14 protein-coding genes are annotated in these 21,150 nt (G+C 72.5%); 11 read left to right on the forward strand and 3 right to left on the reverse strand.

Annotated elements, in window-relative coordinates; translation table 11 throughout:
- The first annotated feature begins 116 nt into the window (after positions 1 to 116).
- From ABD366_RS06925 to ABD366_RS06955, 7 genes are all read left to right on the forward strand, one after another.
- Positions 117 to 1,448 (forward strand): hypothetical protein, encoded by a 1,332-nt coding sequence (locus ABD366_RS06925; protein WP_324772279.1) that lies wholly within the window; start codon positions 117 to 119, stop codon positions 1,446 to 1,448.
- Positions 1,438 to 3,612, forward strand: a complete 2,175-nt coding sequence (locus ABD366_RS06930) for an AAA family ATPase (RefSeq protein WP_324772278.1) — start codon at positions 1,438 to 1,440, stop codon at positions 3,610 to 3,612. The genes ABD366_RS06925 and ABD366_RS06930 overlap by 11 nt, the downstream gene beginning before the upstream one ends.
- Positions 3,609 to 4,289, forward strand: a complete 681-nt coding sequence (locus tag ABD366_RS06935; protein ID WP_324772277.1) for a 4Fe-4S single cluster domain-containing protein — start codon at positions 3,609 to 3,611, stop codon at positions 4,287 to 4,289. Before ABD366_RS06930 ends, ABD366_RS06935 begins: the two co-directional genes overlap by 4 nt.
- Positions 4,277 to 5,050 (forward strand): FHA domain-containing protein, encoded by a 774-nt coding sequence (locus ABD366_RS06940; protein ID WP_324772276.1) that lies wholly within the window; start codon positions 4,277 to 4,279, stop codon positions 5,048 to 5,050. Before ABD366_RS06935 ends, ABD366_RS06940 begins: the two co-directional genes overlap by 13 nt.
- 117 nt (positions 5,051 to 5,167) lie before the next feature.
- Positions 5,168 to 8,329, forward strand: coding sequence for a protein kinase domain-containing protein (locus ABD366_RS06945; protein ID WP_344441283.1), 3,162 nt, complete (start codon positions 5,168 to 5,170; stop codon positions 8,327 to 8,329).
- The gene (locus tag ABD366_RS06950; protein WP_324771605.1) at positions 8,326 to 12,387 is read left to right on the forward strand and encodes a CHAT domain-containing protein; all 4,062 of its coding nucleotides are present in this window, start codon (positions 8,326 to 8,328) and stop codon (positions 12,385 to 12,387) included. Before ABD366_RS06945 ends, ABD366_RS06950 begins: the two co-directional genes overlap by 4 nt.
- Before the next feature lie 14 nt (positions 12,388 to 12,401).
- Positions 12,402 to 12,962, forward strand: a complete 561-nt coding sequence (locus tag ABD366_RS06955; protein ID WP_324771606.1) for a hypothetical protein — start codon at positions 12,402 to 12,404, stop codon at positions 12,960 to 12,962.
- Here the strand turns inward: ABD366_RS06955 and ABD366_RS06960 are convergent.
- Both ABD366_RS06960 and ABD366_RS06965 read right to left on the reverse strand, forming a co-directional pair.
- The gene (locus tag ABD366_RS06960) at positions 12,940 to 14,169 is read right to left on the reverse strand and encodes a PP2C family protein-serine/threonine phosphatase (protein ID WP_324771607.1); all 1,230 of its coding nucleotides are present in this window, start codon (positions 14,167 to 14,169) and stop codon (positions 12,940 to 12,942) included. The two genes, ABD366_RS06955 and ABD366_RS06960, sit on opposite strands and share 23 nt — an antisense overlap.
- The gene (locus tag ABD366_RS06965) at positions 14,166 to 15,755 is read right to left on the reverse strand and encodes a sensor histidine kinase (RefSeq protein ID WP_324771608.1); all 1,590 of its coding nucleotides are present in this window, start codon (positions 15,753 to 15,755) and stop codon (positions 14,166 to 14,168) included. Before ABD366_RS06965 ends, ABD366_RS06960 begins: the two co-directional genes overlap by 4 nt.
- Before the next feature lie 129 nt (positions 15,756 to 15,884).
- Between ABD366_RS06965 and ABD366_RS06970 the strand changes: the two genes are divergently transcribed.
- The 3 genes from ABD366_RS06970 to ABD366_RS06980 are packed head-to-tail and all read left to right on the forward strand — an operon-like array spanning position 15,885 to position 17,129.
- The gene (locus ABD366_RS06970) at positions 15,885 to 16,250 is read left to right on the forward strand and encodes a hypothetical protein (RefSeq protein ID WP_324771609.1); all 366 of its coding nucleotides are present in this window, start codon (positions 15,885 to 15,887) and stop codon (positions 16,248 to 16,250) included.
- Position 16,251: 1 nt separating this feature from the next.
- The gene (locus ABD366_RS06975; RefSeq protein WP_324771610.1) at positions 16,252 to 16,680 is read left to right on the forward strand and encodes a response regulator; all 429 of its coding nucleotides are present in this window, start codon (positions 16,252 to 16,254) and stop codon (positions 16,678 to 16,680) included.
- 50 nt (positions 16,681 to 16,730) lie between these two features.
- Positions 16,731 to 17,129: an ATP-binding protein gene (locus tag ABD366_RS06980; protein WP_324771611.1), complete on the forward strand. Its 399-nt coding sequence runs from the start codon at positions 16,731 to 16,733 to the stop codon at positions 17,127 to 17,129.
- Positions 17,130 to 17,149: 20 nt separating this feature from the next.
- Here the strand turns inward: ABD366_RS06980 and ABD366_RS06985 are convergent, their stop codons facing one another.
- Positions 17,150 to 18,826, reverse strand: coding sequence for a glycoside hydrolase family 99 protein (locus tag ABD366_RS06985; protein ID WP_324771612.1), 1,677 nt, complete (start codon positions 18,824 to 18,826; stop codon positions 17,150 to 17,152).
- Positions 18,827 to 19,626: 800 nt separating this feature from the next.
- Between ABD366_RS06985 and ABD366_RS06990 the strand changes: the two genes are divergently transcribed.
- Positions 19,627 to 21,105 carry a sugar transferase gene (locus ABD366_RS06990; RefSeq protein WP_324771613.1) on the forward strand — a complete coding sequence of 493 codons (1,479 nt, stop codon included), beginning with the start codon at positions 19,627 to 19,629 and terminating at the stop codon, positions 21,103 to 21,105.
- Positions 21,106 to 21,150: the final 45 nt, after the last annotated feature.

The following is a 21,150-nucleotide window of genomic DNA, read 5'->3' on the forward strand; positions in this document are numbered from 1 at the left end:
GTCGTATGAGGCATCATGGGCAGGAGGCAGCGCCCAGGAAAGTTCGGTGCACGCCGTCAGCCGGCAGATGCGCGGACCGAGGGCCCTCCCGCCGCGACCGCGTCATAGGGGGGTCTGTGAGCAATTCCGCGGCCTACGAGTGGACCTACGTCGATCTCGAGGCGGAACGGCGCAGGGAACTGCGTGCGCAACTCGCGCAGGAGACCGCGCGGTCACGGAACCTGCGGGGGCAGGCCAGGTCCCTGCGGCGCGCGTACGGCACGGCCAAGGTGGACGTGCGCATCCTCTCCGTGCCGGGTTCGGCGGACTCCGCGGAGCTGGCCCTCGCCCTGGAGTCGGCCCGCTCCGTCAACGCACGGGCGGAGGCCGAGCTGGCCCGGGCCGCCGCCGACGTCTGGGCCCCGTCGGCCGACAAGTCCGCCCGGCAGGAGGACAAGAGCGGGCGCACCGCACCGTCCCGGCCTGCCACGCGTCCGGCCGCCCCCACGACCGCGGCCCGGGCCGGCGAGGAGCATGCCGCGCGGGCCAGGGACGCCGCCGTGACGCAGGCCGAGGCGCTGTTGAGCCGTGACGGCGCGTCCTGCGAGCCGGAGGACCTGCCCGTCTTCGCCCGGCGTCTGACCGCGCTGCGTCAGGCGCGCACGGCGGACGAGGCCCGGACGCTCTTCCACGATCTCGGTGTGCTCGTGCACAAGTCGACCCAGCGGCAGCGCGACACCGCCCGGCGGACCGCGGTGCGGGCACGGCTGCTCGACCGCCTGGAGGATGCCTCGCCCGAGGACCGGGACCATCTGTCGGCGGCGATCACCGAGGCGCCCGACCCGACCCACCTGGAACGGGAGGTGGACCTGGCCGTGGCCCGGGCCGAGACCGCCCGGCATCGCGCCACGGTCGCCGACACCGTGATGGACGCGCTGCGCGAACGGGGCTATGCCGTCGGCGACGACTTCGCCGACCTGCTGACGGACGAGGGAAGCGTCGTCGTGCCGCTCGGCACGGCCGCCGGCGGAGCGGACACCGAGACCGCCGCCTCCGGCAACTACGGGGTACGCGTGGCCCTGACCCCGGACCGGCCGGGCCTCAACACGGTCCTGGTGGCACGCACCGGGGCCCCGGCGGAGGCGGACCAGCAGGTGCAACGCTGGTTCTGCGAGGACCAGTTGCCCGGCATCGAGGACGCGGTACGCCGGCAGGGCGTCGAGCTGGCGCGCACGGCGACCCTGCCGCCCGGGGTGCGCCCCACTGCCGTACTGCCCGACGGTTCCTGGCCCGACGCGGAGAGCTCCCCCGGTCAGACGGCGCAGGACGCGGACGAGACGGCCACGGCAGACACATCGGGTACGTCGGACACGTCGGGCACCACGACTTCACCGAAGCCGCGTCCCAAGAAGAAGCGGAAGCCTCCGCGGTCCGGCGGATATGGACAGGGGCAGTGGCGTGAGCGCTGAGAACACTGAGGGCGCCGAGGGGACTCAGGGCACTGAGCGCGCCGGGACGTCCGGGACGTCCGGGATGTTCAGCAAGGAGCGTGAAGCCGCCGCACCCGCAGGGCCGACTCCGGCGCCCGCCTGGATCCGCGAGCTGGACATGGCCCTGACCGTCTATCCGCAGATCCTGCTGACCGGCAATGTCCGCGACGTGTTCCTGCTGCCCGAGGAGGGCGAGGGCGGCGTGGTGGCGCCCGCTCCGGACGGGCCGCCCACCCCGTACAGCCTGGAGGAGGTCATCGAGTCGCTGTGCCGCACCCGGGGCTACGGCGCCCTGGCCCGGCAGAGCCTGGTCGACGACCGGGTGCTCGCCTGGCGGCTCACCAACGACCCGTTCGCCTTCCCGCCCGCGCTGCGCCGCATGGCCGAGGAGGACGCCCGCGCCGAGCACGAACGCGGGGAACGGGAGCGGGGCACCGGAGAGGCCGATCCCGACGACGCGGACGACGGAGACGACGTCGAGGCGGGCATCGCCCGCATCCGCGAGATCATGATCGGTACGGTCCGGCACACGGGTCCCGCGATCGGCCTGATCATCCCGTACACGGCACGCCTCGGGTCCCCGCGCGGCCCGGTCGCCGGTGAGGCGGCGCGACTGCTCGCCACGGTCGAGGAGTTGGGTCACACGGCGCGGCCGGTGCGCGGAACCGGGGGCGTGACCCCGTACAACACGCTCTTCTGGGTGGTCGAGAAGCAGGAGGAGCTGCCGCTCGAATTCGCCATCGGCAGCCGGGCGTTGCGCGTGATCAGTGTGCCGGAGCCACCGCACGACCAGCGCCGCGCGGCCGGCCGGTTCGTCGTCGAGCGGCTGTCCGCACGCAGGCCGGCGGCGGACGGCACAGCGGCCGCACCCGTGACGCGTCAGGAGCAGGACCAGGCGACCGAGGCGCTGACCCGGTCCTCGCACGGGATGGGCGTCGGCGAGATCCTGGCCATCGGCCGGATGGCCGCCGACCGGGGGCTGCCGCTCGCCCGGCTCGACGAAGCCGCACGGCTGTACCGGGTCGGGGTGCTCGACAACCCGTGGGCCACGCAGGCGGTGCGCGAGAACATCCTGAACGGTGAGGCGTATCTCAACGCCGAGGTCATCGGCCAGCCGCACGCGGTACGGCGCACCATCGAGATCTTCATGCGCTCGGCGGCGGGGCTCACCGGCGCCCAGTCGTCCAGTTCGCCGAGCCGGCCGCGCGGCACCCTCTTCCTGTCCGGGCCCACCGGTGTCGGCAAGACCGAACTCGCCAAGGGCGTCGCCAAGATGATCCTCGGCGAGGACGCCCGGCCGATCCGCTTCGACATGAGCGAGTTCGCTGAGGAGCACGCCCGGGACCGGTTGATCGGTGCGCCTCCCGGCTTCGTCGGCCACAGCGCGGGCGGCGAGCTGACCAACGCGGTGCGCGCGCATCCCATGAGCGTGCTGCTCTTCGACGAGATCGACAAGGCCCACCCGCGGCTGTTCGACCTGTTCCTGCAGATCCTGGAGGACGGCCGGCTCACCGACGGGCAGGGGGCCACGGTCCACTTCACCGAATGCGTGCTGATCTTCACGTCGAACCTGGGCGTGTCCGCGGAGGTGATCCGGCCGAAGAACCGCCGGGGCGCGAAAGCGGCCGCAGGTGAGGGGGGCGGCGACGGAAGCGGGGACGGTCAGGGCGAGGCCGGGGACGAGAAGGCCAAGCAGGGGCCGCGGCTCAACCGGCACGACAAACCGGAGGACGTCCGCGAGGCGCTGCGCGTCGCCTTCGACACCTTCTTCAACGATCACATCGGCCGGCCGGAGCTGCGCAACCGGTTCGGCGACAGCTTCGTCGCCATGGACTTCATCCAGCCCGAGTCGGTGCCGCCCATCCTCGACAAGGCGCTGGCCTCCGTGACCGCCCGGATCAAGGAGGTGCACGGCGCGGACCTCACGGTCGGCGACGACCCGTGGGAGGTCCTGCGGGTGGAGGCCACGCGCCGGCTCGACCACGGTGGCCGCGGAGTGGTGACGGCCGTGGAGTCGGCCCTGGTCAATCCGCTGTCGCGCGAACTGTTCCACCAGCCGCTGCGGCCCGGCGAGCACATCGAGGTCGAGGCGGTGGACGGCGAGGGCGACGCGTACACGGTGAAGGTACGGCGAGGGACATGAGGGACGCGACGGGGGCCCCGGCGTTGCGGGTGTCGCAGGTACTCGGACCGGTCACCGCGCTGGGCCCGGGGCGGCGCCTGGGCCTGTGGGTGCAGGGCTGTCCGCTCGCCTGCGCGGGATGCATGTCCCGGCACACCTGGGACCCCGCCGGCGGTCACGACGTCAGCGTGGAGCGGCTGGCGCGCGTGTGGCGGCGCGGTCTCGCCGACGGTTACGACGGGCTGACGGTCAGCGGGGGCGAGCCGCTGGAGCAGGCGCAGGCGCTGGCCGCGCTGCTCGACACGGCGGACCAGGTGCGTCGCGACGCCGGCCGGGCCGACGCCGACCTGCTCGTGTACACGGGGTGGGAGGAGCCCGAGATCGCCGCCTCGCCGGCCGCCTCGCTCGCGCTCCGGCACGCGGACGCCGTCATCACCGGGCGCTACCGCGCGGGCGAACCGACCCGTCTGGTCTGGCGCGGCTCGGCCAACCAGCGCCTGACCCCGCGCACCGGCCTCGGCCGGCGCCGCTACGGCCCCCACCTCGATCGCCGCACCGACCATCCCGAGCTGCAGGTACAGGTCACGCAGGACGCCGTGCACATCATCGGCGTACCGAGGCCGGGTGAACTGAGTTCCCTGGCACGCGACTTGACGGCTCGGGGCCTGACCTTCCAGGAGAACACATGGCGACCGTGACCACCCTCTATCGCTGCCCGGTGACGCCCGACGACTGTCCGACGTCTCCGCGCCGCGGCTACTGCCGAATCCACGAATGGGAGCAACTCGTCCCGGAGAGGCAGTATCTGACGGCCAGTGAGGCGAGCGATCAGCAGGACGGCTCCATTGTGCCCGCGCCGGACTCCGGGCACGATGCCCCGGGCCGGGGGGCGGAAGGGTCCGGGGGGCCGTCCGGGTCCGCCCGGCAGGACGCCACCCGGTCCCGACACACCGGACCGGAGTCCACCACCCGGCAGGACGCCACCCAACCCCGACACCCCGGACCGGAGTCCACCACCCGGCCGCCCGGCAGCCGACCCGGCACCCCCGCACCCGCCGCCCCCGCTCCCCCCACCCGCCTTCAGTCACCCGCCGGTCGCGGCGGCAGACCCGCCCCGGCCGCCCCCTGCCTCGCCCTCGTGATGGCCGGAGTCCTCGTCCCGGTCCGCGCCGCGGAGCAGGGGCCCACCCCGCTCGGGCGGGACTCCCCGGACTGTGCCCATGTGCCGGGGCTGGCCGCGCTCGACCAGCTGTCCCGGGCCCACGCCGAGGTGTACTGGGACGCGGGCCTGCTCTACCTCGCCGACAAGGGCTCGTCCAACGGCACGTTCGTCGACGGCGAGCGCCTCACCCGCCCCGTCCAGCTGTGGCCCGGCAACCACCGCGTCCATCTGGCCCAGGCGCCGGAGGCCGTGGACATCAGCCTCGTAGAACTCGACGAATTCGGCGGGCTCCGCTGAGAGCCTGTCCGACCCGCCACGACGCTCCACCGGTCCCCCGGCCGAACCAGCACCTTCGCAAGAAGTCCCGCAACACGCACAGGACTTGGACCCCTTCGAGGACCCTCAGGACCCTTCATGGCCGACGACTTCGACGAGACTCCGGCGAACCCCGCCGACCCGTCCCGCAAGCAGCCCAGCCCACCGACCCGCAGACAGCGCGGCCCGCGGACCCGCAAGCAGCGGCCCTCCGCCGCCGCGCCGAGCCCGCCGACCCGCCGGCAGCAGGACGCCCCGCCCGCCGATGACGGGCAGCCTGAGCAGGCCGGGCGCGACGGCGGCCCGGCGGGGGCCGTCCCGAGCCCCCGCACGCGCCTGCAGAATCCCGACGCACCCACCCGTACCGGCCGGACCGCCACCGATCCGCCGACCCGCCGCGAGGCGGGCCACGCGGCACGGAGCGACTTCCCCCAGGGCCTGCTCGACCGGTACGAGCCCCACAACGTGGCCGGAGTCGGCAGCGAGGGCACCGTCTGGCACGTGCGACGCCTCGCCGACGGCACCGACGCCGCGGTGAAGGTCGCGCACCCGGGCCAGGCCATGGACCTGGACACGCTGGAGCACCTCGCGACCCCCGAATTCCGCCGGCACGTGCCCCGCATCCACGAGTTCGGGGAGGTCGCGGTCGGCGCCGTCGCGTGCGGCTGGGTCGCGATGGAGTATCTGCCGACCACGTTCGAGGACCATCTCACCCGGCGGCTGCGGGACGGCAGACCCCGCGAGGAGCGGGCCCACACGGAGCGGACGGTCCGTGAACTCTCCGATCTGCTCGACTTCTGGCAGACCCGGATCGACCGCAACCCCCTCGACCTGAAGCCGGCCAACATCCTCGTCCGGCAGCGCCGGGGCGGTGGCGGCGACCGGGACCAGTTCGTCGTCGCCGACTTCGGCGGGGTCGCCCGGTTCACCGCCAGCCAGAGCTACCACGACTTCCAGATCACCGCTCTCTACATGGCACCCGAACAGATCGTCAACCAGAACCTCAAGGCGACGCCCTGGTGGACGCTCGGGCTCGTCCTGTACCAGGTGTTCACCGGCCGCCCGCTCTACGTCCTCGGCGACGACGCCCGGATCACCGACGAGGCCTGGACCAGGAAGCTGATCGTCAACCACGAGGTCGATCTGACCGCCGTGACGGACACCCGGCAGAACCTGCTGCTCCAGGGCCTGCTCACCAAGGACCCAGACGACCGCTGGACCGCGGCCGAGGTCGGTCGCTGGCTGCGGGGCGAGAACCCGCCCGTGATCCGGCCCGACGCCCCCGACACCGCCCCGGGCGCCCGCCACGCCAACCGGCCGATCACCTTCCACGGCACCGCGCACCACGAGGCGGAGAGCCTGGCCGCCGCGATGGCCCAGCACTCCACGGAGGCCGCCGACTGGCTCGCGGGCCCGGACGGGCCACGGCTCGCCACCTGGCTGCACGACGAGTTGGAGGACACCTCCTACGACAGCGGTCAGCTGCTCGGTCTCGGCCGCGGTCCGGACAAGGCGACCCGGGCCGCCGTCGCGGCGCTCTCCTTCGTCGCGGTCTTCGCGCCCTCGGCGACCCCGCAGTACCGCGGCCGGCGGGTGGACGCCGAGGGCATCGCCCGCATCGCGCAGGGGCAGGGCGCGGTCGCGTTCCTCGACGAACTGCTCAAGGCGAACGTGCCGATCATCGCGGCCGGTTTCGACTGCGCCCATCCCGACTGCGGTGAGCGCCGCTGCGAGGTGCTGCTCGCCCTCGCCGACGAACTGCCGCGCACCGTCGAGGACATCCGCGGCCGGGCCCGGGCCGTGGGCCGGCGCGGCGGCGGCGACGGCCGTCTCGACCAGCGCGAGACGGACGCCGCGTACGGGCTGGCCGCCGCGCTGCTCGTGGACCCGGGACGGCGCGGCCAGGCGCTCATGCCGCTGACCGGGCTGCCGCGCATCCTCGCCGTGCTGCTCTCGAAGGCGCCGGCGGCCGTGCTCGCCGTCCTGGTCCGGCTGGGCGCGCTGCGCCACCGTGCGAGCGCCGTGCTGCGCCGCGGGTCGCAGGACGCGGGGTTCGAGCGGGGCTGGGCGGATCTGCTGGGGCGGGCGGCGGGCGGTGACCCGCGGACGGTACCGGGGCGGGCCGCTCTCGTCGCCGCGGCCGTGCTGCTGCCGCGTGCGCTGCGCGCCGACGCCATCGGGCAGGACCACGACGTCACGTTCGCCGAGTGGTGGAGCGGCGCCCGGGGGCCGCTGGCCCGGCGGCTGTTCGCCGCCGCCGCGCTGTTCACGATGTTCCTGCTGCTGATCTGGTCGGGCGCGACGCTGCGGTACGTGGCGGACTCCGGGCTCGGCTGGGACGCGATGGACCCCTCCGACCGGCTCACCGCGCCCCTCGCGCGCGCCGCCGACTCCGCGTCCGCTGCGCAGACCGGATTGTGCGCGGTGGCCCTCGTCTTCGCCGTGGCCTACGCGGCGGCCCCGGCCCGCCTGTCGCTGCGACCCCTGCTGGTCGGGGCGGCGTTGAGCCTGTACCTCGGCCATGCGCGGCCGGACCTGCCACCGCTCGACGTGTTGCAGGCCCCGGAGTGGCTGACCGGATTCCTGCGCCCGCTGCTGGGCGGCTGGCGGAGCTGGAACGCCGTCGTGGCACTGGCGGTCGTCCCCCTGGTCTGTGTCGTGCTCCTGCGCCTGGCCCGCGGGCGGCTGGCCGAGGCCCGCACGGCCGAGGAGCAGCAGGCCGAGCTGCGGCGCCGGCGGACCGAGCAGCGGCGCACCCGCGCCGGTCTGACCGCGCGCCCCTACCAGGACCCGAGGCGCTGGCGCACCGGGCAGCTCGGCACCCGTGACCGGGTGCTGTTCGCGCTGGCGGCCCTGCTGACGCTGACCACCCTTCTGTGGGCCGCTGTCGAGGTGCGGGTCTCGTTCACCGGGGAGCACCGCACGCTCGCGTCGTGGGGCACCGGACAGGAAGGTGCCTCCTATCAGTCGCAGTACGTACTGGTCTGCGCGGCGGTCTGTGCGCTGGCCGCCGTGCTGTCCCCGGAGGGAGCGCGGCGTCTGCTCACCGTGTCGGCCGTGGTGGTGATCGCGCTCGGTCTGTGGCCGCCGCCGGTCGAACCCGCGGAGGCGGTCAGCCGGCCGGTCCTGTCCGGCCTGTTCGCGGACTTCGCCGGGACCTGGGGGCACGCGGCGTTCTGGTCGGCCCTGCTGCTGGCCGTGCCCTTGTGCCTGTACACCGGCGCCTTCGCCCTGCGCCGTACCCGGCGCGCCGCGCGATGACCGCCCCGACCGCGGCGACCGGCCCGCCCGGCCTCGCACCCGGGGCGGGCCCCGTCGAACTCATCGACCACGCCGAGCAGTTGCTCGAACTGCACGACGCGCAGGACCGGCCCGAGGAGGCGGGTGTCTCCTGGCGCGGCTCCCGCGACGCGCTGCTGCGCGCCGACGAACTGCTGGTGGGGCAGGGCGGCGCCGTCGACCCCGCCGAGCTGGCCCGGTGCCGGTTCCTGCTGGGTCTCACCCTGTCGGTGGGCTACTGGCAGGCCGTCGGCGGCAACGCGGACGCGTACGAGGTGCATGATCCCCTCGGGACGCGTGAGACGGCGATCCCGCTGCTTGCCGAGGCCCGGGCGACGCTGCACCCGGACGATCCGGAGTACGCCACGGCCTGCGTCCGTGTCGGCCTGCTGCTGCACGCCCGGTACGAGGACGCGCTCGCCGCCGAGGACGAAGACGCGCTCGCTGCTGAGGACGAGGCGGGAGAGGGCGCCTTTGCCACCGAGGACGACCCGGCGCCGGAACCCTCCCCGCCCGCGCCCCACTTCGCGCCCCCCGACCCGTCCGATCTCGCCGACGCCGTCGCCGCCTTCGACGACGGGGTGCCCCGGCTCGACGAGGTGCCGCATCCCGGTCTGATCGTCGCGTACGGCTGTGCGCTGGCCGACCGGCACGACCTCGACGCCGATCCCGAGGACCTGCGGCGGGCGCGGGCCGCGCTGGAGTCGGTCCTCGACGGGCTCCGGCCGGCGGGCTGGGAGCCGGCGCAGGACGGGGCGGGCTCGTGGGCCGACGAGGCGGACGAGCTGGAGACGGAGACCAGGGTCCGGCTGATCCGGCTCCTCGACCCGGCCGCGGACACCGAGGACGGCGCGGCAGCCGTCGAGCACCTGGAACTGCTCGCCGCGACCCTCCCCCACGAGCACCACGCGCGGATCTTCGCCGCCGGGCATCTGGTCGACGTCTACCGTGAGCGGGGCGGCGGACGCGTCGGCCACGCGGACCGTCCGGCGTACCTCGCGGCCCTGCGCGATCTGGTCCGTCTGGTGGCTCCGGAGAGCCCCTACCGGGCCCAGGCGACGGCGCTGCTGGGCGCGGCGCTCGCGGAACGGGAGGAGTCCGCGGGGCCCGGGTCCCGGCCGACACCGGTCAACGAAGAGGCCGTCGGGCTGCTGCGCGAGGCCCTGGACGAGCTGGCCGACGACGACGGGCTGCGCCCGACGAGCCACGCCCTGCTGGGCTGTCTGCTCAACAGTCTGCGCGAGCACCATCCCGCGCGCTACGACAACGACGAGGCCCTGCACCATCTGGAGCGGGCCGTCGAGCTGATCCCCGATGACGATCCGATGCGCAGCGATCTGCTCAATCAGCTCGCGCACGCCAGGATCGTCCGCACCGACCAGGGGCAGGCCGACCTGGAGGGGGTCGACCGCACGATCGCGCTGCTCAACGAGTCGATGCGGGTGCCGTCGCAGTCGCCCGGGTTCGGTTCGCAGACGCACGGGGCGTACGCCGCCGCGCTCAGCCAGCGCCATGCGCTGTCCCATTCGTCCGACGACCTGGACGGTGCGATCCGGCATCTGACAGCGGCGTTCCGGCAGACCGCCGTCGACGACGTGAACCGGGTCGTGTACCTGCAGAACCTTTCCATCAACCTCTACGAGCGGTACCAGGCGGGCGGTGACCTCCAGGACCTGCACACCGCCGCCCGCTACATCCAGGAGGTCAACAGCGTCCTGGCCGGCGCCGCCGGGGCCGGTTTCGCCGATCTGCACCTGGTCGGCCAGGAGCTGCCGTACCTCGAACACGGCCTGGTCCAGATGCAGTTCATGCTGGCCACGACCTCCCGGTCCGGCGCCGGGATGGCAGCCTCGGTCGAGGCCATGCGCCGGCTGCAGGCGGCCATGCCGGAGGACGACCCGGGACGCCTGGAGCTCGACGCGGACCTCGGGCTGATGCTGCTGCTGACCTCCTTCTTCGGCGGCACGCTGCGGGACCGCCTGGACGGGCTCGCGCTCATGTCGGAGAGCGTGGCGGAGATGCCCGAGCGGCATCCGAAGCGGCCGCTGCTGTTGCTGCGTACGGCGACCGCGCTGCTGATGACCTCGTTCACGCCGTACAACAAGCGGGGCGTCGAATCGGCGGAGAAGCTGGTGCGGGACGCCGTCGCGGCCGTGGAGCCGGACAGTCCCGAGGGCCTGCGCGCCACCACCCTGCACGCGGTGCTGTGCCACGCCCGGTTCGCGCACGGGCGCTCACCCGCCGACGCCGACCTGGCAGTCGAACTGGCGCGCGCGGCGCGCGAACGGATCGCGGACCGCCCGCCGTCCCCGCTCGGGACGCTGCTCGCCCAGGTGCTCTCCGATGTCCTGCGGGCCCGTTCGGGCCCGGGCGATCACGAGGCGGCGCGGCGCACGGGAGCCGCGGGGCTGCGCGAGGCGGCCACCGTCGTCCTGCTCCAGGCATCCGCCGAACCGGCGCTGCAGATGGCCCGCACGGCATCCGAACGGGCCCTGACCCTCGCCCGCTGGTGTCTGGCGGACGGCGATCTGCCCGGCGCGGTCGAGGCGTTGGAGCTGGGGCGCGGCCAGGTGCTGCACGCCTCCACGACCACGTCCGACGTGCCCGCTCTGCTGCGGGAGGCGGACCGGGCGGATCTCGCCGAGGAGTGGGAGGGCGGCGCCCTGGCACCCGCGCCGAACGATCTGGGTGCCCTGCTGGCCGGGGCCGGTTCGCTGCTCGGCGCCCTGGACGAGGGGGCCGAACTGCCGCTCCCGGACGATCTGCGGCAACGGGCGCTCGCCGCGCTGGCCAGGTCGCGGGTGAACACCGCGCTGATGTCGCCGCCCACGGCCGAGGAGACCGCCGCCACGCTGCACCGGGCCGGGGCGCACGCCCTGGTGTATCTGCTGCCGCCCGGCGGTGGCAGCGCCGGGCGGGCGGTCGTCGTCACGCACGACGCCCGCGTCGCGACCGTCGACCTCGGTCTGCTGCGGCGCGATTCCCTCGACGTCCTGGCGACGTATCAGGAAGCCCACCGCTACCGGCAGGACACGCTGGACCGGGACGCGTCCCCGGCCGAACGGACGAAGGCGCACGCGCGCTGGCTCGGTGCGCTGGAGGAACTGTGCGACTGGGCGGGCACGGTGGTGATGGCCCCGCTCCTGCGCTCCCCGCTGATCAGGGAGGCGGGCCCGGAACCCCACCTGATCCTGGTCCCGTTCGGCGATCTCGGCGGCGTTCCGTGGCACGCGGCCCTGCTCAGCAGCGGGCTGCGCCACGGCGGCCGGCCGGTCCGCGCCGTCCACCGTCTCGTCCTGTCGTACGCCGCCTCCGCCCGCCAGTTGACGGAGGTGCTCGGCCGTACCCGGCTGCGGCCGGACGCCGCCCCGGTGATCGTCGGCAATCCGGACGGTTCCCTGCCCGGCGCCACCACCGAGGCCCGGCATCTGCATGCCGCGCTCTATCCGTCGGGCCGGCTGCTCGGCAAGGTGCGGCGCGCGGCCGGGCGGGGTGTTCCCGCCGAGGTCCTGGCCGCCCTGCCGAGCCGTGCGGGGGCCGGGGCCTCCGTGCTCCACCTGGCCTGCCACGCGCGGCCGGCGGGCAACTCTCCGCTGGACGCCTGCCTGTTGCTGGCGACCCCCGAGGAAGGCTCCGGTCTGCTGCCCGTCCACGAGATCCTCCGCCAGGCCCGCGGCCGCCCGCTCGGCGCCCCCGGCGGCCTGGTGGTCCTCGACGCCTGTGTCAGCGACCACGCCACCGGGGACTTCGACGAGGCCCTGACCCTGTCCACCGCTTTCCTCTCCGCGGGTGCCACCGGGGTCGTCGGCTCGCGCTGGGAGGTCCTCGACGGTCTCACCGGCCTCATGATGTACGTCTTCCACGACCGTCTGCGCAGAGGATCACCGCCGGTCCACGCTCTGCGCGAGACGCAGCTGTGGTTGCTCGACCCCCACCGCGAGGTCCCCGAGGACATGCCACGCGCGGTGGCCGACATCCTGAACGACGGAGATCCGGCGGCGCTCGAATTGTGGGCCGCGTTCTCCTGCCAGGGACTGTGACGCGGGGAGGCAGGATGGATGCGGCCACGGCAGGTCTGCTGGCGGCGGCGGTGGGTGTGGGCGGCACCCTGGGCTCGGCCTGGCTGGTCCAGCGCCGCGCGGACGCCATCCGCAGGGAGGAGTGGCGCTACCTCGAACGTACGCGGGTCGCCGACCTCTCGGCCCAGCGGCGGTCGGGGGTGGTGGAGGCCCGCAGGGCGGCGTACATCGCGTTCAACGCCGCGGCCCGACACTACCTGGCGAGCCTTAGCGACCACGTCCACGCGCTGCGTCTCGGCACGGAGGCTCCGCAGCCCACGTTCGATGTCATCGACGCGGCGCGGGCGGAGTACCGCCAGTGGTACGCCGAGGCCCAGATGATCGTGCCGGATGAGGTGCTGACGCAGGTACGGGCGGTCAATACGGGCATAGGCAGCGTCTACGGCGTGCTCGTCCGCCTCACGCACGGCACGGCCCGTGAGGGCGAGGACATCACCGCCGCGCAGTCCCGCATCAAGGAGAGCTGGCGGGCGCTGTCCCTGATGCGGGCGGCGATGCGTGCCGACCTGGGGGTCACCGCCCCTTCTCATGGCTGAGCACGTGCCCGGAAGCGGAGATCAGGCCCGTCAGCGCACCGAAGCCGTTCCATTCCAGGCGGAGGATGGCGAGGTCATCGGTGTGCCGGTCGGCGTTGAGCGCCCGGACCTGGGTGATCAGCTCGTCGAGATGCGTGTCGGTGTCGTCCGCCGGGATCCGGTCCATCAGACGGATGAGTCCCTCGACGCCGAGGCGCTGCGGCTCGTCCCCCTCGTGGCCCTCGACCAGGCCGTCCGTGTAGATCATCAGCGCCCCGCGGTCCGGCAGAGTGAGCTCACTGGCATGCCAGTTGGCGTGTCCCGGCGCGATGCCCAGGGCGATGCCGTGGCGTGCCGACACCTGGTGCGTGCGGCCGGCCGTGGTCAGCAGCGGGGGGTGGTGACCTGCGAGATAGAGGGTCGCGCGGCCGTCGGCCGGGTCCAGGCAGGCCAGCGTGACGGTCGCGAACAGGTCGCTCTGCGGGCGTTCGGCGACCAGCATCCGCTCGAGGAGCAGAAGCAGGTCCTGGGCGCGATGGCCGCCCAGGGTGAGGGAGCGCCACGCTATGCGCAGACACACTCCGAGCGCCGCGGCGTCGGGGCCGTGCCCGCTCACGTCGCCGACGATGGCGTGCAGCTGACCGTCGGGCGTCTGGACCACGTCGAGGAAGTCGCCGCCCAGTAAGGCCCGTTCGCGGCCGGGCAGATAGCGGCTCGTGGCCCTGATGCTGGAGGCGGAGATCATCGGCTGTGGCAGCAGTCCGCGTTCGAGGCGGGCGTTCTCCTCGGCGCGCAGCTGCCCGGCCCGGATGTCCGCGCTGGTCCGCTCGGCCTGCTTGCGGTGGACGGCGTAGCGGACGGCACGGTGCAGAAGGTCCGGGGCGACCTGGCCCTTGACGAGGTAGTCCTGGGCGCCGGCGGCCACCGCTTCGGTGCCGGCCTGTGATTCGGCGAGGCCGGTCAGGACGATGATCGCCGCGTCGGGTGCGATCTCCTGGACGGCGGCGACCGCGCCGATCCCGCTGGCGTCGGGCAGGTGCAGATCCAGCAGGATGCAGTCGGCGGCGTGGATCGTCGGTTCGGCGCGGACGGCGGCGAGACTGCTGCACCGGATCACGGCGTGCCGCAGCCCGGTGTCGATCAGCAGCTCCTCCACCAGGAGGGCGTCGCCGTCGTCGTCCTCGACCAGAACGATGCGGACGTTCTGCTCGGGTCCGAGGGTGCTCATCTCGTGGCCGCGCCTTCGACGCTGTCGGTGTGCGGCTCGGGTGCGGTCGCCGCGAGGGTGAAGACGATGCGGGTGCCCGGCCCGTGGTCCGGGTCGATGCCGATGGTTCCGCCATGGAACTCGGTGATCTTCTTGCACATGGCGAGGCCGATTCCGCTTCCTGGATAGGCGTCCTTGGTGTGCAGGCGCTGGAAGATGACGAACACCTTCTCCGCGAACTCCGGGGCGATCCCGATGCCGTTGTCGCTGACCGCGCAGCGCCACAGGTCGCCGTCGCGGGCCGCCTCGATCCGTATCTCGGGCGCCCGGTCGGCGTGCCGGAACTTGACGGCGTTGACTATCAGGTTCTGCCACAGGATGCCGAGCTGCGTGCTGTCCCCCGTCACGGTGGGCAGCGGATCGCGCACGATCCGGGCTCCGGACTCCTCGATGGCGACGCTCAGCGAGTCGAGCGTCTGGTCGACGACCGTGTCGAGATCGACCTCGCGGTGGTCGTTGTGGACGCGGCCCACGCGCGAGAACTCCAGGAGGTCGTTGATGAGCTTCTGCATGCGGTTCGCCCCGTCCACGGCGAACCCGATGTACTGGTCGGCCCGGTCGTCGAGCTGTCCGTCGTAGCGGCGCTGCAGGAGCTGGGTGAAGCTGGACACCTTGCGCAGGGGTTCTTGCAGGTCGTGCGAGGCGACGTAGGCGAACTGCTCCAGCTCGGAGTTGGAGCGGCGCAGTTCCGCCGCCTGTTCGTCGAGCCGGCGGCGGGCCTCTTCGGCGAACGCCAGTTCGTCCAGGAGGCGGCGGCGCATGGCTTCGATGTCCGAGCCGAGCCGGCGCAGGTCCGCGGGTCCGGTGGCGACGACGGGGTGCTCGAAGTTGCCGCGGGACACCGCGCGGGAGTCGGCGCCCAGCTGGGCCAGGGGGTTGGTGACGCCCCGCCGGAGACCTTCGAAGATCAGGGCGGTGAGCAGGAGGATGACCAGGGCGATGCTGATGAAGATGCCGTCGCGCAGCCGCGTCGCGCTGCGCAGGTCGTCGGTGGCGGCCATGCGGGCCGCGCGCAGATGATCCTGCTGGACGACCATCGCCTTGCGCAGCGCGTCGAAGGAGGTCTTGCCCTGGTTGGAGCGTTGCGCGGAGAGTTGCGCCGAGGCCTTGTCGGGGGCTTCGGCGACCGGTTCGGCGAAGGCGCTCTGCCAGCGGCCCGCCTCGGTCACGACCCTGCTGAGGTCGGCCCGCCCTTGGCTGTCGTCCGCGACCAGCCGCCGCAGCTCCCTCACGGCGGTGCGCTGAGCGGCCAGGCCCTCTTTGTAGGGCGCCAGGAAGGTCCGCTCACCGGTGAGGCCGTACCCGCGGACGCCGGTCTCCTGATTGACCAGGGCCGCCTCCAGGCGTACGGCGTTGGACAGCGCGGGGCTGTGCCCGTCGACCAGGTCGTCGGTGAGGACGGAAGCGCGGTTCAGGGCCCAGACTCCGAGCCCCCCGAGGACGGCGAGCACGACGAGTGCCGAGGCGGCGCTCACCCGTAGCCAGCGGTGTGTCGTCCAGCTCGCGCGGGGGGTTGCGGGACGTCGGTTCTTGACGTCGGTCGCCATGCCGGGGCGCTCCTTGCGAATCGGTCAGGGCCGCTCTCCCATGCGCGCGGCGTGCATACTGTAACCGCAATCCGACAAGTCATGTTGTCGAGCAATCGGCGGTTTCCCGAGGACCCTAAGGTGGGCGGCATGCCTGGCAAGCATTTCTCCCTGCGTGTGACCGAGGAGGAGATCGGCGAGCTCACGATCGACGCGCTCGACGACCTTGTCCGTCGGCTCACCCCCCGCACCCTCGATCCCCGCCCCTCCGACGACGGCCACGTCAGTGCCCAGTCGCAGGCGTTGACGCGCTTGTACATGATGTTGCAGCTGAGAAGCGCGCTGGACCGCCTGGAGTACGAAGCAGCCCAGGAAGCCGTCGCGGCGGGGGCCGGTTACCCCCAGCTCGGCCGGGTACTCAACATCACCCGGCAAGGGGCCAGAAATCGCTGGCCCGGCCTGATCACCCACCCCTCCCCCACCTCAGCCGACCCGAACCTGCCCCGGAGCCCATGAGATGACCACGCCGACCCGTCCCTACGACGTCCTCCTCGTCGAGGACGACCTCGCCGACGCCATGCTGGTCCAGGACGCCCTGACCGCGCGCGGCGCCCGCAACCTGACCCAGGTCGAGGACGGTATCGCCGCTCTGGAGTACCTGCGCGCCCCGGACTCCAAGCGCCCCGATCTGATCGTCCTGGACCTCAACATGCCGCGCATGAACGGGCGGGAGCTGCTGGCCGTCCTCAAGGGCGACGACGACCTGCGCACGATTCCGGTCGTGGTCCTCACGACCTCCGCGGCGCCCGACGACGTGACGGGCGCGTACCGGCAGTACGCCAACGCCTATGTCACCAAGCCGGTCAACCTCGACGACTTCGAGCGCGCCGTCCAGAGCATCGACGCGTTCTACCTGGACACGACCACGCAGCCACCCCGTTCCTGACACTATTTCGGACCAGGGGCCCGGCGCCCGGACAGAGCGGAGGAGGTCCTGTGGGTGCTCCGGAGGCATCCGACACGGAGCGCTACACATGCGCACAGGTGCGGACCGACACGAGCGAGGCGCTGGTTCCCCTGTGTGCGGACCTCACCGAGCAGCAGGCACGGCGGCTGCGCGAGGACGCACTCCTGGTCGCCAGCGAGCTGGCCTCGAACGCGCTGCGTCACGGCGGCGGCATCGCCCGTTACAGCGCTCGCGTGCGCGGCGGTGCGCTGGTGGTCGAGGTCAGCGACCACAGCCCCCAGGCACCGCTGCTGAGACCTCACGACCCGGCCGTTCCCGGTGGGTTCGGCTGGATGATGGTCAACAACCTCGCGCGGACCGTCACCGTCGAGGCGCACGAGCGGGGCAAGACCATAAGAGCCGCGCTGGACACCGCTTCCTACCGCTGAGGGCGGGGGCCCGCCCGCACTCAGGCGTCGGAGTGGATCTCGAGGCCGGACAACTGGCCCGCCGGCCAGCCCGTGTTGGCGGTGAACCGCACCCGTACGTAGCGGGCGCTGGAAGCGGGCAGGGTCAGTGTCACGGTGTTGCCCGCGGCCGGGTCGAAGGTGTGCCCGGCGGAGGCGAGCAGCGTGGTGAAGTCGCTGCCGTTCGTGCCGCCGAGCACCGCCAGGGTCTGGGTGCGCCTGGCCCAGGCCGGGTCGGGCGGCAGGGACAGCACGAGGCGGCGGATGGTCGCCGCGGCGCCGAGGTCGACCTGGAACCATTGCGGGAAGGCGTTGTTGGGGCTCTCCCAGTACGTCCGCGGGTCACCGTCCACGGCGTTGCCCGGCGCGTAGGCCTGGGTGTGGCCGGAAGCGGTCGCCGGTCTGCGCAGGGCGAGGTCGCCCGTCGGTGGCGTGGTTCCGCCGGGCATCGGGAGGGTCGGGCGTACGGGGGTGAGCGGCAGCTGTCCCTTCAGCATCCGGCCGCCGTCGCCGGTGAGGCGCAGGTAGTAGTCCGCGGAGCAGGCGGTGCCGTCCTCGTCCAGGCCCAGGAAGCCGGAGTTCGTGGGGACGTGGGCCGTGCTCTCGGCCGTCTTGGCGATCTGGTTGCCCTCGTTGTACTCGTCGAACATGGAGATGTAGATGCCCTGCGCGCCGAGGCGGACCATGTTGTAGAACTGGCGCCACATGAAGTCGCCGTGGGCGCGCTGGCGTGACTGCACGTCACCGGGCAGCACACATGGCTGGTAATCGATGCCGTGGGCGTCACATTCGGCCTGGTCCGGAGTGTTGACGTCGGTGTGGAAGCGATCCGTGTCCGCGACAGTGCCGATCCTGCCCACCATCCAAGGCGAGAGCATGTCGAACGCATGGTAGACGTCGGAAAAGCCGGCCCGTGAGTCCTCCCTGCCGGTGCGCCAGTGCGTGGGGACGCCGCCCATCACGTAACAGCCCTGCGCCTTGAACCAGTTGACGACTTCCAGGCAGTCGGCGGCCGGCCACGCCTTGTTCGGCTCGTTGAAGCCGAATCCCCAGATGCCGACGACGGGTTTGCCGTTCTGGACGGCGTAGGCGGGGGACGCGGTGTGGGTGCGCATCTTGTCCGTCCAGTCGGCCGGCAGTTCGGTGCGCATGTTCGCCCAGCCGGTGGCGTCGTACATGACGTAGAACTTGCGGCCGTGGCTCTCGGCCGCGCTGCGCACCTTGGCGGCCATGGCGTCGCGGGTCGGACCCTCGGAGCCGTTCGGGTTGAAGCGCTGGAGCGCGGCGGTGTCGATGGCGTTGTCCCGCAGCCACCGGAAGTGTGTGTCGACCGTCTGCTGGTCGTACGAGGAGAAGAGGGTCGCGGGCGAGCCGTTGCCCAGATTCGCGTAAGCGGTCCGGTAACCGCTGGTGTAGTCGCGCATATCGGGCCAACTTCGGATGGCGTTGTTGGCCGGGGAGGGCGACTGGCCCCAGTTGCCACTCCAGTGCCACCAGCCGTCGATCGGCGCTCCGTCGCCCTGGCAGGCGAACCATCCCTGGTAGCCGACGGTGACGCGGCCGACGACGTCGCCGGGCGGGGACGCGGCCACCGCGGGGCCCGCCAGGGGGAGACCGGCGGCGGCGACCGCGCCGCCGGCGAGTGCGGACTTGATGACGGAGCGCCTCGACAGGGTCATGGGAACCTCACCTTCCGATAGGACGTGCGCATGACAACGTTGCGGGCCCCAGTCGAAGGTTTCAAGATAGGTGAGCGCAAAATGTCGACTGCTTGCCTCAAATTCCGTACACGGCTGATGAGTTGAGATCACCCCGGCGTAGACACGGCGCCCGGGCGCCGACGCCGGAGTGCGCCGGAGTGAACGCTCGCCCGCGGGCGCCGGTGACGCCTCCGCGCGGGCCCGTCGCCGGTTCCGGATCGGCCCCGATGCGCCCCCGTCGGCACCCCGGAGAACTTCCGTCACCACAGGTCACACGGCGTGTCACCCCATCAGTCCACGCAGAGGCGGTAACCATCCTGTGGATCAAGCTTCAAATGATGAGCACAAATTCCACACATCCCTCTCTCCAATCTGGTCCCCATGGTCTAGATTGACCGTGCTTCAGCCGTTCAGGCGCGGGGCGACCGCTAATGACCTTTGAGTTCAGTGCTTCATCAGCCAGCAGTCGTGTCGCCGGCGCCAGACGTGGGGGTGATCGTTTTCAGGAGCCTCGGAAGGGCTCGGGTGCGGGGAGCGCCCGGGGTTTCCGCGGGTCACAGCGCACCTCGATTCTCCGGCAGGACGTCACGTCCACTGGCCGCCGGAGCGGGTTGACCAGGTAGCGCTGAAGCAGCCGAAAAAGCATGCACGGGGGGCGCAGCCTCCCATGGGGAAGAACGGCGCGACGACGGGGGGCGGGGACCTCCCGGCGTGGAGAACGGCGCGGCGACCGGGGGACGGGAACCTCCGGTTCGACCATTGGGAACCGGGGGGATCCTGTGCAGCAGGGGGAATTAGTCGACCCGTTTTCGTCGGCGCGGGGGGGTCTGGCGAACGGGAGTATCAGCCGGCCCGCAAGCGAATGGGAACAGCGGTACCGACGTACCGTGATCATCAGCGACACCGTGACCACGGCTTTCGTGGCAGCGGCGATAGGTAACTTCTTCGGGGCCCGGGACGCGGCCAACTGGCACGAGAAATGGGTCATTCTCGCATTCGGCACCGAATTACTGGTGCTGGGAGCGCTGGCGGTGAGCAGATCGTGGGCTCCGGCCGTACTCGGCCAGGGCGCCGAGGAATTCCGCCGGTTCGGACGCTCGCTGTTCGCCGCGACCGTCGTCCTGGCACTCGGCGGAATCGCCCTGACCTCGCGCAACATCAAACTCTGGATCTTCGTCGCGATCCCCGCGATCGCCGTCGTCACCATGACCGCGCGGTATCTGCTGCGTCTGTGGCTGCACAAACAGCGCAAGGAAGGCCGCTGCCTGAGACCGGTGCTCGCGGCCGGTAGCCCGGCCACCGTGCACGACCTGATCACCCGTACCCGCAAGTTCCCGCACCTCGGCTGGCGCGTGGAGGCGGTGTGCACACCGGACGGCCTCGGACTCGACGGTGACCGCCTCGACGGAGTGCCGGTCGTCGGCCGGCTGACCGACGTCGCGGGCCACGTCCGCCGCGACGGCTACCGGGTCGTCGCGGTCACCTCGGACCCGCACTGGTCACCGGACGGACTGCAGCGGCTGGCCTGGAACCTCGAGGGCAGCGACGCCGAGATGGTCGTGGCCCCCGTACTGATGGAGGTAGCCGGACCGCGGCTGCACGTCGACGCGGTGCTCGGCATTCCGCTGCTGCGGGTCAGCATGCCGACCTTCACCGGCGGCCGCCGGGTGGTCAAGGGGATCGTCGACCGGCTCGGCGCCGCGTTCCTGCTGCTGCTGCTCGCGCCGCTGATGGTGCTCGTCGCGCTGCTTGTCCTCGTGGACAGCCGGGGCGGGGCGCTGTACAGCCAGCGCCGGGTCGGCAAGGACGGCCAGGAGTTCACCATCTTCAAGTTCCGCACCATGGTCGCCGGCGCCGACCGGGCACGCGCCGAGCTGGCCGACCTGAACGAGGGCGCGGGACTGCTGTTCAAGCTCCGCCGGGATCCGCGCGTGACCCGGGTGGGAGCAGTGCTGCGCCGGTACTCGCTCGACGAGCTACCGCAGCTCTTCAACGTACTCACCGGATCGATGTCGCTCGTCGGCCCGCGGCCTCCGCTGCCGGAGGAGTCCGCCGCGTACGGCCCGGACATCCGTCGCCGTCTCCTGGTCAAGCCCGGCCTCACCGGCCTGTGGCAGATCAGCGGCCGCAGCGACCTGCCGTGGGAGGAGGCGGTCCGCCTCGACCTGCGGTACGTGGAGGACTGGTCGCTCGCCCTGGACACAGTGATCTTGTGGAAGACGCTGCGTGCGGTGTTCTACGGGCAGGGGGCCTACTGATGCGCGGGGGGCCGCGGGGCGAGAGTCCGGCCGGTACGGGGACCG

Origin of the sequence: Streptomyces kunmingensis (assembly GCF_039533535.1) — a bacterium.
Lineage (GTDB): Bacteria > Actinomycetota > Actinomycetes > Streptomycetales > Streptomycetaceae > Streptomyces > Streptomyces kunmingensis.

What these genes read in the sequence shown, in the direction of transcription:
- ABD366_RS06965 (WP_324771608.1), bottom strand. Translation starts at nt 15,755, where the DNA reads ATGGCGACCGACGTCAAGAACCGACGTCCCGCAACCCCCCGCGCGAGC.
- ABD366_RS06950 (WP_324771605.1), top strand. Translation starts at nt 8,326, where the DNA reads ATGACCGCCCCGACCGCGGCGACCGGCCCGCCCGGCCTCGCACCCGGG.
- ABD366_RS06945 (WP_344441283.1), top strand. Translation starts at nt 5,168, where the DNA reads ATGGCCGACGACTTCGACGAGACTCCGGCGAACCCCGCCGACCCGTCC.
- ABD366_RS06960 (WP_324771607.1), bottom strand. Translation starts at nt 14,169, where the DNA reads ATGAGCACCCTCGGACCCGAGCAGAACGTCCGCATCGTTCTGGTCGAG.
- ABD366_RS06975 (WP_324771610.1), top strand. Translation starts at nt 16,252, where the DNA reads ATGACCACGCCGACCCGTCCCTACGACGTCCTCCTCGTCGAGGACGAC.
- ABD366_RS06955 (WP_324771606.1), top strand. Translation starts at nt 12,402, where the DNA reads ATGGATGCGGCCACGGCAGGTCTGCTGGCGGCGGCGGTGGGTGTGGGC.
- ABD366_RS06985 (WP_324771612.1), bottom strand. Translation starts at nt 18,826, where the DNA reads ATGACCCTGTCGAGGCGCTCCGTCATCAAGTCCGCACTCGCCGGCGGC.
- ABD366_RS06935 (WP_324772277.1), top strand. Translation starts at nt 3,609, where the DNA reads ATGAGGGACGCGACGGGGGCCCCGGCGTTGCGGGTGTCGCAGGTACTC.
- ABD366_RS06970 (WP_324771609.1), top strand. Translation starts at nt 15,885, where the DNA reads ATGCCTGGCAAGCATTTCTCCCTGCGTGTGACCGAGGAGGAGATCGGC.
- ABD366_RS06940 (WP_324772276.1), top strand. Translation starts at nt 4,277, where the DNA reads ATGGCGACCGTGACCACCCTCTATCGCTGCCCGGTGACGCCCGACGAC.